The sequence below is a fragment of the Parabacteroides leei genome, from assembly GCF_023369805.1.
GTDB classification, from domain to species: Bacteria; Bacteroidota; Bacteroidia; order Bacteroidales; family Tannerellaceae; genus Parabacteroides; species Parabacteroides leei.
Window position 1 is genome coordinate 140,543 of record NZ_JAMBQG010000006.1, and the last position, 15,956, is coordinate 156,498.

Here is a 15,956-nt window from a genome sequence, read left to right on the forward strand (position 1 = left end):
ACTTATAAATTGCACACTTTTTATGTATTTGTGTAATACGAATGCATATTTGTGCTATCTTTGCAGCCGATGGGAAGGATACTAGCAATTGATTATGGCCGGAAGCGTACCGGGATTGCTGTTACGGATACTTTGCAAATGATTGCAAACGGTCTGACGACAGTGCCAAGTGGTGAACTTGTTACCTGGTTATCCGGTTATGTATCTAAGGAACCGGTTGATCTGTTTGTTGTCGGTCAACCTAAGCAGATGAATAATGAACCCTCCGAGAATATGAAATATGTAGAGGCTTTTGTTACACATCTGAAACGAACTATCCCGGATATTCCGGTAGAATATTATGATGAGCGTTTTACTTCTGTTCTGGCACATAAGGCAATGCTTGACGGTGGTTTAAAGAAGAAGAAAAGACAGGATAAAGGTTTGGTAGATGAGATCAGTGCCGTTATTATCCTACAATCATATTTAGAAAATAAAAAATATCAGTTTTAGTTTATGATTTTACCAGTATACTTATATGGTCAGCCCGTATTAAGAAAAGAGGCTGAAGATGTTCCTAAAGATTATCCCGATTTAAAACAATTAGTGGCTAACATGTTTGATACCATGTACAATGCCGACGGAGTTGGATTAGCAGCTCCCCAGGTGGGATTGTCGCTTCGTCTGTTGGTGATCGATGCCGATGTGATGGGGGACGATTTTCCCGAATGTAAAGGATTCAAACGTGCGATGATCAATCCGGATATCGTGGAACGTAGCGAAGAGGAAATTTCAATGGAAGAAGGCTGTCTCAGTCTTCCGGGAGTACATGAAAAGGTATCCCGTGCTAAAAAGATCCGGGTGAAATATCTGGATGCGGATCTGGTGGAGCACGATGAAGTAGTGGATGGTTTTGCAGCCCGTGTGGTACAGCACGAATGTGAGCATTTGGAAGGCCATGTGTTCATAGATAATGTGTCACCTATCCGTCGCCAATTGAATAAAGGAAAACTAAATAGTATTATTAAAGGGACTGCTCGTTGTTCATACAGAGCAAAAGCTGTCGGTAAATAATAAAACTCTATTAAATAATCAGTATGACAGATTTAAGTAAAAACATTCAGGCCCTCAGGGAGAAGAAAGCCGTTGTAGAGATGGGTGGAGGCGAAGCTGCTATCGAAAAGCAGGTCGCTATGGGTAAACTTACTGCCCGTGAACGTATTCTTTCCTTGCTGGACAAGAACTCTTTTCATGAGTACGATTTGTTTGTTAAGCATGATGGTCGCGATTTTGGGATGGACAAGAAGGACTTTCCGGGTGACGGTGTAGTTACAGGTACAGGTACTATCTTCGGTGCTCCGGTATGTATCTATGCACAGGACTTTACGGTTGCCGGTGGTTCATTAGGCTTGCAGCATGCCCGTAAGATCACGAAGATCATGGACCATGCACTGAAGATGAAATGTCCGATTATCGGTATCAACGACTCGGGAGGTGCCCGTATTCAGGAAGGTGTTGGCGCTTTGGCCGGATATGGTGAAATATTCTATAGAAATACAATTGCCTCAGGTGTTATTCCTCAGATATCTTTGATCCTGGGCCCGTGTGCCGGTGGTGCTGTTTATTCTCCGGCATTGACAGACTTCGTGTTTGTAGTGGAAAACATCTCTAAGATGTTTATCACCGGTCCGAATGTTATCAAGACTGTGTTAGGTGAAGATATCTCTATGGAAGACCTGGGTGGTGCCCGTGTTCATGCGGAAACAACAGGCAATGCTCACTTCTATGCCCTGAGTGAACAGGAATGTTTCGATCAGGTAAAACGTTTGGTAAGCTTTATCCCTTGGAATAATACAGACCGTGCTAAAACGATAGAAGCTAAAGAACCATCTGCAATGTTGAACATTGAACAGGTTGTTCCTGCTGATCCGAAGCAGCCGTATGATGTTCGCGACGTTGTTAAGTGTATTGTTGACGATTCTGACTTCCTGGAAGTACAGGAATTGTGGGCTGCCAATATCGTAGTCGGCTTCGGTCGTATGGGGGGCGAAACTGTCGGTTTCGTTGCTAACCAGCCGATGGTACTGGCAGGGGTATTGGATTGCGACAGTGCCGACAAAGCCGCTCGTTTTATCCGCTTCTGCGACTCATTCAATATTCCTATCATCACATTGGAGGATATGCCGGGTTATCTGCCGGGCGTAGACCAGGAACATGCCGGTGTGATCCGTCATGGAGCAAAGGTGTTGTATGCTTATTCTGAAGCTACTGTGCCTAAGATTACCGTTATCTTGCGTAAAGCCTATGGTGGTGGTTATATTGCAATGAACTCTCGTCACCTGGGTGCCGACTTTATGTTTGCATGGCCGAGTGCAGAAATCGCTGTAATGGGACCGGAAGGTGCAGCAAACATTATCTTCCGTAAGGAGATCATGGAAGCTGAAGACCAGAATGCAATGCGTCAGGAAAAAGTAAAAGAGTATATTGAGAAGTTCGCTAATCCTTATGTGGCAGCTTCAAAAGGATTTATCGATTCTGTTATCGAACCGAAAGAGACACGTGCGTTGTTGCTTCACGCTTTGAAACTTTCTGTTTTGAAAGAGGAATACAGACCAGCTAAAAAGCACGGAATTCCTCCGTTCTAATTGAATCCGTAATATACTTTTGGAATATGGAAAATAAAGAAAATGAATATGTGGATTTTGTAGTTACCGCCCGTAAATACAAAACGCTGCTTACAGAGAAATATAAGAACCGTAAGATGTGGCATAAGCCCTTCGTCGGTGATGTGATTTCTACTCTTCCGGGTACAATTGTGAAGATTCATGTGGAAAAGGGACAACAGGTTGAAGCCGGTCAGTTACTCCTTATCCACCAAGCGATGAAGATGTATAATCGTATCGTAGCTCCGGTGTCCGGAGTGGTTGCCGAATTGGATGTAAAAGAGGGAGATAAAATTACAAAAGATCATTTGATGGTAAAAATAGAGCCTAAGTAAGATAATTTACTTATTTTTGCCTCACTCAAGTTGATATTTAGAATAGATGAAGAAGGCAATACTCTTTTTTATATTACAAATATGTTCACTTTCGCTGGTAGCACAGATCAATACGGACCGTGTACTGGCCATAGGACGTAATGCTTTGTATTTTGAGGACTATGTCCTGTCAATACAGTATTTCAATCAGGTAATCAAAGCGAAGCCCTGGTTGGCGGAACCGTATTTTTACCGTGCAGTAGCTAAAGTGAACTTAGATGATTATAAGGGTGCCGAGGAAGACTGTACATTATGTCTTCAGCGGAACCCTTTTTTAGTGCAGGCTTATTATGCCCGCGGAATAGCTCGTCAGAGCCAGGAAAAATATGCAGAGGCCATAACTGATTATGATAAAGGTCTTGAGTTTAAACCCGAAGACCGGCAGATGCTCGTCAACAAAGCCGTTGCCAATATCCAACGGAAGGATTATGACGAAGCGGAAAAGACATTTGATGTGCTGATGAAAGCGCATCCTAAATACTCGATGAATTATCTGACACGTGGTGCCATGTACAGCGAGAAAGGAGATACCGTAAAAGCGCTTGCCGATTACAACAAGGCAATCGAGATGGATCCTTATTATGCTCCGGCTTACGGGAACCGCGCTATTTTGCTTTATCAGACAAACAACCTGAAAGATGCACTCGCCGATTTGAATGAGGCGATTAAATTAAATACCCGTGAAGGCGGATATTACATTAACCGTGGTCTGGTGCGTTATCAGATGAACGATCTTCGTGGCGCTATGGCCGATTATGACCAGGTTATCAATATGGATAAGAATAACCTGATTGCTCGCTTCAATCGTGGTTTGCTTCGCTATCAGGTAGGAGACAACAACCGGGCTATTGAAGATTTCGATGTAGTCATCCAGTTGGAGCCGGATAACTATATGGCCTATTACAACCGGGCTTTACTCCGTTTTGAAACCGGTGATTACCGGGGTGCCATACGCGACTTCGATGTGGTGCTCGGACAGTATCCTAACTTTACTCCCGGATATTTCAGTCGCTCTGATGCCAAACGTAAGATCAACGATGCGGTAGGTGCCGACCGTGACTACTGGACTGCTATCGAAATGGAAAATAACGCCAAGAAAAACCAGCAGACAGGAGGACAATCCGGAACAGCTACGGCTTCAAACAGTGGAACAGGGCAGGGGAACAATTCTTCCTCTTCGGGTAGTAAAGACGAAAATACCCGTGAAAAATCGGATAAGAATATCAGCAAGTTTAATCGCCTGGTGGTATATGATAAAGATGAAGAACGGAGAAATAAATATCAGAGCGATGTTCGTGGACGTGTACAGGATCGTAATGTCCGTGTGGATCTCGAACCTCAGTTTGTCCTGACATATTACGAAAAAATTGATCCGATCAAAAAGATTGTCTATTATGATAAGATGATTGAAGAGTTCAATGCCCGTATGATTCTGTCGCGTAAACTTCGGATCACCAATGAGGAAGCAGCCCTTACGGAAGATCAGATTGCTGTACATTTTGCATCGATCAATGATTTTTCTGCTAAAATAGAGGCCAGGCCTACCAATGCGGATGCGTATTTCGGCCGTGCTGTCGATTATATGTTGGTGCAGGACTTTTCCGAAGCAATCAAAGACTTCAATAAAGTAGTAGAACTTGATCCTACCTATACAATGGCTTATTTCAACCGTGCAGTAGTACGCTATAAGCAATTGGTTTACGATATGTCTCAGGCGTCGACAACGGATGACCTGTCTGCTTCCATGGGAAGTATGAACTTCAATATTGGTAAGAATCAGTCTTTGTCGAGAACACCGTCCGATCCTTCATCGGCAAGTGTAAAAGAGAATAAGAGAGCCTACGAGCATGAAATGATCACACGCGATTATGATATGGTTATCCGTTTAAATCCAGGCTTTGTTTACGCTTACTTCAACAGGGGAAACCTGCGTTGTGTACAGCGTGACTTCAGAGCTGCTATTCAGGACTACAACGAAGCGATCAAGCGCGATCCCGACTTTGCAGAAGCTTACTTCAATCGGGGGTTGGCACGTTTATCTCTGGGCGATGCCAATCAGGGTATTGCCGACCTAAGCAAAGCTGGCGAACTCGGTATTATAAATGCTTATAGTATCATTAAGCGCATGACAAGCAACTAATGTATATTACTTATTAAGTTCAAAACAGATATGGTTTGCCAACAAAACATGTCTGTTTTGGGTTTAAAGCATATATCTTTTGGCGCAAAAGGATTATTTTACGAAAAAGAATGCTAAATTTGCATCCTAATTATAAAGAATTATAGAGAACAGATTATGATAAAGATTACATTTCCGGATAATTCCGTAAGAGAGTATGCCGAAGGGACTACTGCAATGCAGATTGCAGAAAGTATCAGTTCCCGTTTGGCTCAGGAAGTTTTGGCCGCAAGTGTGAATGGAGAAACATGGGATTTGACTCGCCCTATTATGCAGGATTCGACAGTGAATCTGTTAAAATGGGATGACGAAGAAGGTAAACATGCATTCTGGCACTCAAGTGCCCACCTGATGGCAGAAGCCCTGCAGGAGCTTTATCCTGGTATCAAATTCGGTATCGGTCCGGCTATCGAGAATGGATTCTACTACGATGTGGATCCGGGTGAAGTTACAATCAAAGAAGGCGATTTTGCAGCTATTGAAGCAAAAATGCTTGAACTGGTAGCCAGAAAAGAAGAAATCAAACGTCAGGACATAACCAAGGCAGATGCCATGAAAATGTTCGGTGACAGAGGTGAAGAATATAAAACTGAGTTGATCAGTGAATTGGAAGATGGTAAGATAACCACCTATACACAAGGCTCTTTTACCGACCTGTGTCGTGGTCCGCACTTGCCTAACACTTCTTACTTGAAAGCTGTTAAGATTCTGAGCGTGGCCGGTGCTTATTGGCGTGGTGATGAAAAACGTAAACAGTTGGTACGTCTGTATGGTATCACTTTCCCGAAAAAGAAAATGTTGGATGAATATCTGACATTACTGGAAGAAGCGAAGAAGCGTGACCACCGTAAGATCGGTAAGGAACTGGAATTGTTTACATTCTCTACTGCAGTAGGAGCAGGTTTGCCTTTGTGGTTACCTCGCGGTACTCAGTTGCGTTTGAAACTGGAAGATTTCCTGAAACGTATTCAGAAGAAATACGGTTACCAGCAGGTGATGACTCCGCATATCGGAGCCAAGCAGTTGTATGTGACATCAGGTCACTATGCAAAATACGGTAAGGATTCATTCCAGCCGATCCATACTCCGCAGGAAGGTGAAGAGTTCCTGTTGAAACCGATGAACTGTCCTCACCACTGTGAAATTTTCAAATCGTTCCCGCGTTCATACAAAGACCTGCCTCTTCGTTTTGCAGAGTTCGGTACCGTATACCGTTATGAACAAAGTGGCGAGTTGCATGGTTTGACAAGGGTGCGTGGCTTTACTCAGGATGATGCTCACTTGTTCTGCCGTCCGGATCAGTTGAAGGATGAATTCCTGAAAGTAATGGATATTATCTTTATCATCTTTAAGGCTCTTGACTTTGAAAACTTCGAAGCACAGATTTCCTTACGTGATAAAGTAAACAGAGATAAATATATCGGATCGGAAGATAACTGGGAAAAGGCTGAAACCGCTATCATCGAAGCTTGCCAGGAAAAAGGCCTGAAAGCGAAGATTGAATATGGTGAAGCAGCATTTTATGGACCGAAGCTCGATTTTATGGTGAAAGATGCTATCGGCCGTCGTTGGCAGCTGGGAACAATCCAGGTGGACTATAATCTACCGGAACGTTTCGAACTGGAATATACCGGAGAAGATAATAAAAAGCATCGTCCCGTAATGATCCACCGTGCACCGTTCGGCTCAATGGAACGTTTTGTTGCCGTATTGATCGAACATACCGGCGGTAAGTTCCCGTTGTGGCTGACTCCGGATCAGGTTTGTATCATGCCTATCAGCGAAAAGTTCAATGATTATGCATGGGGCATTGCCCGTCAATTGGAAGAGCAGGATATCCGTGTATTGGTAGACGATAGAAATGAAAAAATTGGCCGTAAGATTCGTGATAACGAATTGAAACGTATTCCTTATATGCTCATTGTCGGAGAAAAAGAAGCAGAAAATAATGAAGTTTCTGTAAGAAAACAGGGCGAAGGTGATAAAGGTTCGATGAAAATTGCTACCTTTGCAGCGCTTTTAAACGATGAAGTAGAGGAAATGATGAATCGTTGGCAGAAAAATAATAAGTAAATAACTAATAACGAGGAGAATAAATCTTTTTGAATGAAGAATGACAATCTGAAAGAACAGTACAGAATCAACGAACGTATTCGTGTTCGTGAAGTTCGTTTAGTAGGTGACAATGTAGAACCGGGAGTATACCCGATCTCTCAGGCTTTGAAAATTGCCGGAGATTTGGAACTTGACCTGGTAGAGATTTCACCCAATGCTGCGCCCCCCGTTTGTAGAGTAACCGATTACCAGAAATTCCTCTATCAGCAGAAAAAAAGACAGAAAGAGCAGAAAGCCAAGTCAGTTAAAGTTGTAGTGAAGGAGATTCGTTTCGGACCTCAGACTGACGATCATGATTATAACTTTAAGTTGAAACATGCCAAAGGATTTCTGGAAGAAGGAGCAAAGGTTAAAGCGTATGTGTTCTTTAAAGGACGTTCCATTCTTTTCAAAGAGCAGGGAGAAGTATTATTACTTCGTTTTGCCAATGATCTGGAAGAGTATGGTAAGGTAGAACAATTACCGGTATTGGAAGGTAAACGTATGATTATCATGCTGACACCTAAAAAAGCAGGAGCTCCGGCAGCTGCACCGAAATCGGCAAATGCAGCAGGACCTGCAAAACCTGTGGTGAAGAAAGTTATAACTCTGAAGCCTAAGACTGAGTCTGAGGCTGGAGAAAATGAAGAATAAGAAAAACCGCCCGTTAGAGGGTGTCAAGTTTAATAATTAAAACAAAATTGGAAAATGCCTAAGATGAAGACTAATTCCGGTGCCAAAAAGAGGTTCGCCCTTACCGGAACAGGAAAGATCAAAAGAAAACACGCTTTTAAAAGTCACATTTTGACTAAGAAGACTAAAAAAGCTAAGAGAAACCTTACTCACACAGGCCTTGTAGCTTCTGTTGATGTAAACAGTGTTAAGCTAATGCTTGGCATGAAGTAATCTTCTTAAATTAAGCGAGTTTTACAAAGATTTTTATTAACCGAATGTATTTAGCAAGTAAGATCATCAAAAATTAAGATGGCGCTAACATTCAAAACAGATTAGAATTATGCCTAGATCAGTAAATCATGTTGCTTCAAGAGCAAAAAGAAAACGGATTTTAAAACTTACCAGAGGTTATTATGGTGCACGTAAGAACGTGTGGACCGTAGCAAAGAATACCTGGGAAAAAGGTTTGACTTATGCTTTCCGTGACCGTCGTAACAAGAAACGTAACTTCCGCGCATTGTGGATCCAGCGTATCAACGCGGCTGCACGTTTGGAAGGTATGTCTTACTCTCGTTTGATGGGAGCTTTACACGCTGCAGGTATTGAAATCAACCGTAAAGTGTTGGCCGACCTGGCTGTAAACCATCCGGAAGCTTTCAAAGCAATCGTTGCTAAAGTAAAGTAATTGATATATCATAATGTCAATAGGAGAAGAGTCCTCGTTTGGGGACTCTTTTTTTGTTTACTTTTTGCAATTCATACGTTTTGAAACACTGAGAGTTTACTTTTTTATTCAATATTTAAGGGGAAATACTTAGCATTTTGTTTGGTATATTCAAAGCCTTTACATATCTTTGTAATAAGAAAAATGAGTTAGCCGCACTTGTTCGATTGGGAAACTCATCAGTTTATTTTAATTCCGAGACACAGCTCTTGTCGCTAATGGCGGGCCGCACCCTTCGGGGATGCTTCGCACAGCGGATTACAAAGGTGGCAAAGCACTCAAATCCTGTCATACGGAGTTTGTTCATATCTACGGTGCGGCTTTCTTTTCATATAAAGGGAAAATCTCTTACGGGATTTTCCCTTTTTCTTTGTATATTTACCGCACCAAGAATAAATACACAAAAACTGATTATTATGTTACTGCCAAAACAATCGCGCATGACGATGACAGGTGTCACCGTAGTGTGTTCTTTGTTTCTTTTTGCTTGCTCTCCGAAAGAGACAGTGCAACTGAACGTAATCCCGCTGCCTGCACAGGTCAGCGCATCGGGAGGTTTCTTTAAAGCTGATAGTGCTGCAGTCTTCTCTTCTGAAAAACCTGCAAATGTCCATTTTATTGTGGATGAATCATTAGGTGGAAATCCGGAAGGATATCGACTAACTGTCAATGAAAAGGGTATCGACTTGAAAGCGGCTACCGAAGCGGGTCTGTTCTATGGCGAACAGACACTCCGCCAGTTGTTCTCACCGCAGGGTTTTCCTTATGTTACCATACAGGATGAACCCCGTTTCAAGTATCGTGGGATGCACCTGGATGTGTCGCGCCATTTCTTCCCGAAAGAAGAAGTCTTTAAATTGTTGGATGTAATGTCCTTTTATAAATTGAATAACCTTCACCTTCATCTTACGGATGCCGGTGGCTGGCGTATCCGGATGGATAAATATCCTAAGCTGACAACAGAAACGGCTTTCCGTACAGAATCCGACTGGAGGAAATGGTGGGATGGGAAAGATCGTAAATATCTGCCGGAAGGAACTCCGGGAGCTTATGGAGGCTACTATACCAAAGACGATATCCGTGCGATTGTTGCCTATGCAGCATCCAAACATATTAATATAATACCGGAGATCGAGTTTCCGGGTCACTCGGAAGAAGTCCTGTTTGCATATCCGGAATTGAGTTGTTGCGGTATACCTTATAAGAATGGTGATTTCTGTATTGGTAATCCCCAGTCATTTACTTTTATGGAAGATGTACTGGATGAAGTAATCGAGTTGTTCCCTTCCGAATATATTCATATCGGTGGTGATGAAGCGGGTAAAGGTGCCTGGAAAACCTGTCCGAAATGTCAGGCTTTGATGAAGAAGAACGGAATGAAGAGTGTCGACGAACTTCAGAGTTATATGATCCATAAGGCTGAAGATTATCTGATTTCCAAAAATCGTAAACTGATCGGTTGGGATGAAATCCTAGAAGGCGGTCTGGCTCCTGAAGCGACCGTTATGTCCTGGCGCGGTGAAAGTGGTGGAATTAAGTCAGCCCGTATGGGACACGATGTAATCATGACACCCGGTAACTATATGTATTTCGATTTCTATCAGGCAGATCCTAAAACGCAACCGTATGCCATTGGCGGATACACTCCGATTAAAAAAGTATATAGCTATAACCCGGTTCCGGCAGATTCGCTTACAGCTGAAGAGAGTAAGCATATTATGGGAGTTCAAGCCAATACCTGGACGGAATATATTCAGGATGAAAAGCATTTGGAATATATGATGTATCCGCGTGCCCTGGCTTTGGCTGAGATAGCCTGGTCGCCTCAGGAAAAGCGTGAATGGGAAGACTTCAAGCCACGCATGAATGCTCATATCGGAAAATTACAACAAATGGGTATTAATACATTTACCCTTTCTGACGAACTTGAAGTAACGATGAAGGTCGACACGGTCAATAAACAGATCGAAGTCTTTCTGGATGCAGAAAAGTATCCGGCTGAAATTCGTTACACAACAGATGGAACTGTTCCCACCGCTTCTTCCTTCCTTTACGATGGTATGATTATGGTAAAAGATTCAGCTTATATCAAAGCGGCTATCTTTAAAAATGGAGAGTTACAAGGTACTCCGACCGAAAAGAAAGTCGATTATCATCGCGGTATCAACAAACTCATACATTATAATAGTAAGCTATATCCCGGCTATATGGCCGGCGGCATGAATGCCCTGCTTGACGGATACCGTGGTGGACTAACTTATCTGGATGGTCGTTGGCAAGGCTATCTGAACGATTTGGACTGTGTGATCGATATGGAAGAGACAACCGATATCCATAAAGTTTCAGCCCGCTTCATGCAACTGATCGGTCCGGGAGTGTATCAGCCGGCCAGTGTGGAGCTGCTTACATCTGAAGATGGAACAAACTTCACCTCTCAGGGCATTATTCCGACAACAGCATCTAACAAAGATCCGGAGCTATCTTTCCAGGAATATACTTTCAATGGTGAATGGAAAGCCCGTTATGTCCGCTTGAAGGCTATCGAAGCCAATAATGGATTTATCTTTGTGGACGAGATCGTCGTTTGGTAAATCGATACGCATATATTTAAATTATTAACTAAATAAATCAAGAATGAAGAAGCAAGTAATGAGCCTCCTATTGTGTGGAAGCCTGATGGCAGCAGCACAACAGCCGGTAGATTATGTAAATCCCTTTATCGGGACCAGCAACTACGGGACAACCAATCCCGGAGCCATCTGTCCCCAGGGTATGATGAGTGTCACTCCATTCAATGTGATGGGGTCGGAGAGTAACCGCTTCGATAAGGATAGCCAGTGGTGGTCGACTCCCTACTCATCCGACAACGATTTCTTTACAGGTTTTGCTCATGTAAACCTGAGTGGAGTCGGTTGCCCTGAATTGGGGAGTCTTTTACTGATGCCTACAGCCGGCGAACTGAATGTAGACTACAAGCAATACGGCAGTAAATACAAAGACGAAACTGCCCATCCGGGATACTATGGTAACGTCCTGACCAAATACAATATTAAAGCTGAAGCAACAGCCAGTATGCGTACAGGACTGAGCCGTTTCACTTTCCCGAAAGGGCAAGGCAATATTCTCCTGAACCTGGGTGAAGGACTTACAAACGAAACCGGAGCAACTGTCCGTATGGTCAGTGATACGGAGATCGAAGGAAGCAAACTGCTGGGAACATTCTGTTATAATCCCCAGGCTGTTTTCCCCATCTATTTTGTTATGAAGGTGAGTAAAGCCCCCAAGCAAGTAGGTTACTGGAAAAAACAGCGTGAAATGAAGGGGGTAGAGGCCGAATGGGATATCTATTCCGGCAAGTATAAACTCTACACCAAATACAACCGTGAAATGAGCGGTGACGATATCGGCGTATGGTTCACCTATGACACAGAGGAAAACGAAGTCATTGAAGTGAAGATGGGTGTCTCTTTCGTCAGCATAGAAAATGCCCGCCTGAATATGAATACGGAGCAACCCGATTTTAACTTCGACAAGGTAAGAAATGCCGCAAGCACTATGTGGAACAACGACCTGTCTCGTGTTAAAGTAGAAGGAGGCTCTAAAGATGATAAGACAATTTTCTATACGGCTCTCTATCACCTGTTGATCCATCCGAATATTATCCAGGATGTAAACGGTGAATATCCGATGATGGAAAGCCTGAAGGTCGGTCATACAACTGGTAATCGCTACACTGTATTCTCTTTGTGGGATACATATCGTAATGTTAGCACCTTGATGACTTTACTCTTCCCCGAACGTCAGTTGGATATTATCCGTACCATGATCGATATGTATAAGGAAAGCGGTTGGCTGCCTAAATGGGAACTCTATGGACGTGAGACTCTGACTATGGAAGGCGATCCTTCTATACCCTATATAGTAGATGCCTGGATGCGCGGTTTACGTGACTTCGATGTAGAAACAGCTTACGAAGCGATGCGTAAAGGAGCTACTACTCCCGGCGAGTTCAACCTGCTTCGTCCGGACAATAATGATTATATGAGTAAAGGATATGTTCCTCTTCGTGAACAGTACGATAACTCTGTTTCACACGCTCTGGAATATTATATCGCTGATTGGAACCTATCCCGGTTTGCCAAGGCATTAGGCAAGAAAGAAGATGCTAAATTGTTCCATGACCGTTCAATGGGGTATAAACACTATTACAGTAAGGAGTTCGGTACACTTCGTCCGATCCTGCCTGACGGAACATTCTATTCACCTTTCAACCCGAAACAAGGTGAAAACTTCGAACCTAATCCCGGTTTCCATGAAGGAAGTGCCTGGAACTATACATTCTATGTACCTCACGATATCCCCGGTTTGGTTAAGTTGATGGGAGGACAGAAGAAATTTGTCGATAAGCTACAAATGGTATTTGATGAAGGTCACTACGATATGGCTAATGAACCGGATATTGCCTATCCGTATCTGTTCAGCTATTTCAAAGGCGAAGCTTGGCGTACACAGAAACTTGTTCGTGAATTGTTGAATAAGTATTACCATAATGCGCCGAACGGTCTCCCCGGTAACGATGATACCGGAACAATGTCGACCTGGGCTGTATTCTCTATGATGGGATTTTATCCTGCCTGTCCGGGAGATATGGATTATGTGCTTACTTCACCGACCTTCAATAAAGTTACTATCGACTTGAATAAGAAATTCTATCCGAAGGGAGAATTGGTAATCGAATCCATGCATCAGAGCCCGGAAGATATCTATATAAAGGAAGTGACGGCAGGAGGAAAGAAGTTGAAAGGTTATACCATTTCTCAAGAAGAACTGGTAAACGCTGGAACACTTAAATTTATTTTGGAAGATACACATAAGTAGAGGAAAGAGATTCTTAATAAGAAAACCCTGGGAAGTTATAATGCTTCTCAGGGTTTTTTATGTTCAAAAAAGACTATGTCATGCATAAATATAGGAGATTGAAGTGTTTCAGAATGTAAATTAAGAAAAACTTTGAAAAGCTCTAAAAATCAAAATGACTAGAAAAAACGATCGTTTTTTCTAGTCATTTTTTTGTGCTGCAAATGTAAGTGATATTTGTTGAAAAACAAAGAGTTTCGAGAAATTTATCTATTTGTTTTCCAATGTTTTAATTTGATTTTTTCAAAATACCGCATCAATCATGGGTTAACAAAAATTTGCCAAGATGGAGTGACTAAAAAAAACGATCGTTTTTTTTAGTCACTCCAATTGCCTTTAACTATAAGAACATCAGTAGTTTATGTAAGTTAGCCGTTTGGGACTGACGAACCTTTTCACATAATACCCCTAATTTACAACTTATGAATATCAATGGTTTTGCGCTAGTATTATCACGTGTTAAATTCTTTAACCGTTGGATCGTCTTATTTATTGATTTATTTTTATCAATTCTGGCTACTGCGACTTCCCTGTCATTTCTATGGTATATTCTGGGGACGGAGCTTGTAGACGATTCTCTTTTTCATATATTATTTATTTCCTTTTGTGCCAGTCTGGTCAGTTTCTTTTTATGCCAGACTTATAAAGGTGTGATCCGTCACTCTGCTTTTACTGAAGCAGGGCGTCTGGCTTTATCATCCTTACTAAAGGTACTCTTCATTGTCGTTTTGGTTTATCTGACCACGACGATTCAATCTCCTCGTGAATTAGCGTTGGGAGCCGTAGTCGACTTGTTCCTGACATTCTTTCTCTTGACTATTCTCCGTGTTTTCATGATTATTTTCTATACGATTATAGTCAATAGTGTATCCTCAAATCAAGGAAAGCTATTGATTTATCAAGCTGATAAACCCGGAACATTCTTGTTTGATGCATCATTGAATGACAAATTACCATATAAGGTATGCGGATTTCTTCGTTTTGGAGATTATAAACGTTTACGTGTAGGTAAATGCTGTATTTATTCAATCAAAGAGCAGGTAGACTTTAACCATTTGGTTAACCGGAAAAATATCAAAGCGGTCTTGTTCACCGACTATCGTTTGGTAAAGGAGGAGAGTGAACGTCTGGTCCGCTACTGTGAGAAGAAAAAAGTTCGTATGTTGATACTTCCTTCGGTCGACGAACTGAGAAAAGGAAAAATCAACTTTCATAACCTGCCTGAAGTACATATAGAAGATTTGCTGGGTCGTGAGGAGATTTGTATCAATATGACAGAGATCGTCGCTTCCCTGAAAGGAAAAGTCGTACTAGTTACCGGAGCTGCCGGTTCTATAGGCAGCGAACTTTGCCGCCAGTTATGTACCTTCGACCTAAAGCAGCTGGTCCTGTTCGACAGTGCCGAAACCCCCATGCACAATATACGCCTGGAACTGGAAGAAAAATTTCCTCAGGTAGAATTTACTCCTGTAATGGGAGATATCCGGATGATCGATCGTGTTGAATCTGTTTTCCGTCGTTTTCAGCCTCAGTATGTATTTCATGCTGCCGCCTATAAGCATGTACCTTTGATGGAGGAGAATCCCTGTGAAGCCGTTCATACGAATGTATACGGTACGCGTAATGTAGCGGATATGGCAGTCAGGTATAATGTCGATAAGTTCATTATGGTTTCTACCGACAAAGCTGTCAACCCGACGAATGTGATGGGAGCTTCCAAGCGTCTGGCAGAAATCTATGTACAAAGCCTGAGCATCGCTATCAGTAAAGGTTTGCATCCGGGTAAAACCCATTTTATCACCACCCGTTTTGGAAATGTATTAGGCAGTAACGGCTCCGTCATTCCCCGTTTCCGTGAGCAATTAGCGAAAGGCGGTCCTTTAACAGTCACCCATCCCGACATTATCCGTTATTTCATGACGATCCCGGAGGCGTGTCGTTTGGTACTGGAAGCAGCCTTTATGGGTAAGGGAAATGAGATATTTGTCTTTGATATGGGTTCTCCTGTAAAGATCGCCGATCTGGCTCGCCGTATGATTGAACTGGCAGGTCTTATCCCCGATGAAGATATAGAAATCCAGTACACCGGTCTTCGTCCCGGCGAGAAACTATATGAAGAACTTCTGGCAACGAAAGAAAATACCCTCCCTACGAATAACGCCAAAATATATCGTGCCCAGGTGAGAGAATATGACTACGAAGACATTTGTAAGGTCATGAATCCGTTGATTGATTTGGCGATCAAAGTAGATAAAATGGGTACAGTTAAGTATATGAAAGGGATTGTACCGGAGTTCAAGAGTAAGAATTCGGTATATGAGGTGCTGGATAAGGAATAAATATCTATCTTT

The 15,956-nt window shown here is 42.5% G+C and carries 12 protein-coding genes; all 12 read left to right on the forward strand.

The window, feature by feature from the left end; translation table 11 throughout:
- The first annotated feature begins 69 nt into the window (after positions 1–69).
- The 12 genes from ruvX to M1P97_RS10895 all read left to right on the forward strand — a co-directional run bounded on the left by ruvX (position 70) and on the right by M1P97_RS10895 (position 15,944).
- The gene (gene ruvX / locus M1P97_RS10840; RefSeq protein WP_195371736.1) at positions 70–492 is read left to right on the forward strand and encodes a Holliday junction resolvase RuvX; all 423 of its coding nucleotides are present in this window, start codon (positions 70–72) and stop codon (positions 490–492) included.
- A 3-nt stretch (positions 493–495) separates the two neighbouring features.
- Positions 496–1,053 carry a peptide deformylase gene (def, locus tag M1P97_RS10845; RefSeq protein ID WP_129734030.1) on the forward strand — a complete coding sequence of 186 codons (558 nt, stop codon included), beginning with the start codon at positions 496–498 and terminating at the stop codon, positions 1,051–1,053.
- Positions 1,054–1,076: 23 nt separating this feature from the next.
- Positions 1,077–2,624 (forward strand): acyl-CoA carboxylase subunit beta, encoded by a 1,548-nt coding sequence (locus M1P97_RS10850; protein ID WP_195371734.1) that lies wholly within the window; start codon positions 1,077–1,079, stop codon positions 2,622–2,624.
- Positions 2,625–2,650: 26 nt separating this feature from the next.
- Positions 2,651–2,977, forward strand: a complete 327-nt coding sequence (locus M1P97_RS10855) for an acetyl-CoA carboxylase biotin carboxyl carrier protein subunit (protein ID WP_195371732.1) — start codon at positions 2,651–2,653, stop codon at positions 2,975–2,977.
- 46 nt (positions 2,978–3,023) lie between these two features.
- Entirely contained in the window at positions 3,024–5,156 is a 2,133-nt protein-coding gene (locus M1P97_RS10860) for a tetratricopeptide repeat protein (protein WP_195371730.1), read from the forward strand.
- A gap of 156 nt (positions 5,157–5,312) precedes the next feature.
- On the forward strand, positions 5,313–7,268 hold the full coding sequence (gene thrS / locus M1P97_RS10865; RefSeq protein WP_195371728.1) for a threonine--tRNA ligase: 1,956 nt from the start codon (positions 5,313–5,315) through the stop codon (positions 7,266–7,268).
- A gap of 33 nt (positions 7,269–7,301) precedes the next feature.
- On the forward strand, positions 7,302–7,943 hold the full coding sequence (gene infC, locus M1P97_RS10870) for a translation initiation factor IF-3 (RefSeq protein WP_249389072.1): 642 nt from the start codon (positions 7,302–7,304) through the stop codon (positions 7,941–7,943).
- Between the two features lie 54 nt (positions 7,944–7,997).
- Positions 7,998–8,195, forward strand: a complete 198-nt coding sequence (gene rpmI, locus M1P97_RS10875; protein WP_075557265.1) for a 50S ribosomal protein L35 — start codon at positions 7,998–8,000, stop codon at positions 8,193–8,195.
- Between the two features lie 109 nt (positions 8,196–8,304).
- Entirely contained in the window at positions 8,305–8,649 is a 345-nt protein-coding gene (rplT, locus tag M1P97_RS10880; RefSeq protein ID WP_022455800.1) for a 50S ribosomal protein L20, read from the forward strand.
- A 455-nt stretch (positions 8,650–9,104) separates the two neighbouring features.
- Positions 9,105–11,279 carry a glycoside hydrolase family 20 protein gene (locus M1P97_RS10885; RefSeq protein WP_249389073.1) on the forward strand — a complete coding sequence of 725 codons (2,175 nt, stop codon included), beginning with the start codon at positions 9,105–9,107 and terminating at the stop codon, positions 11,277–11,279.
- Positions 11,280–11,322: 43 nt separating this feature from the next.
- Entirely contained in the window at positions 11,323–13,566 is a 2,244-nt protein-coding gene (locus M1P97_RS10890) for a GH92 family glycosyl hydrolase (protein ID WP_249389074.1), read from the forward strand.
- A 461-nt stretch (positions 13,567–14,027) separates the two neighbouring features.
- Positions 14,028–15,944, forward strand: coding sequence for a polysaccharide biosynthesis protein (locus M1P97_RS10895; RefSeq protein ID WP_249389075.1), 1,917 nt, complete (start codon positions 14,028–14,030; stop codon positions 15,942–15,944).
- The last annotated feature ends 12 nt before the right edge of the window (positions 15,945–15,956 follow it).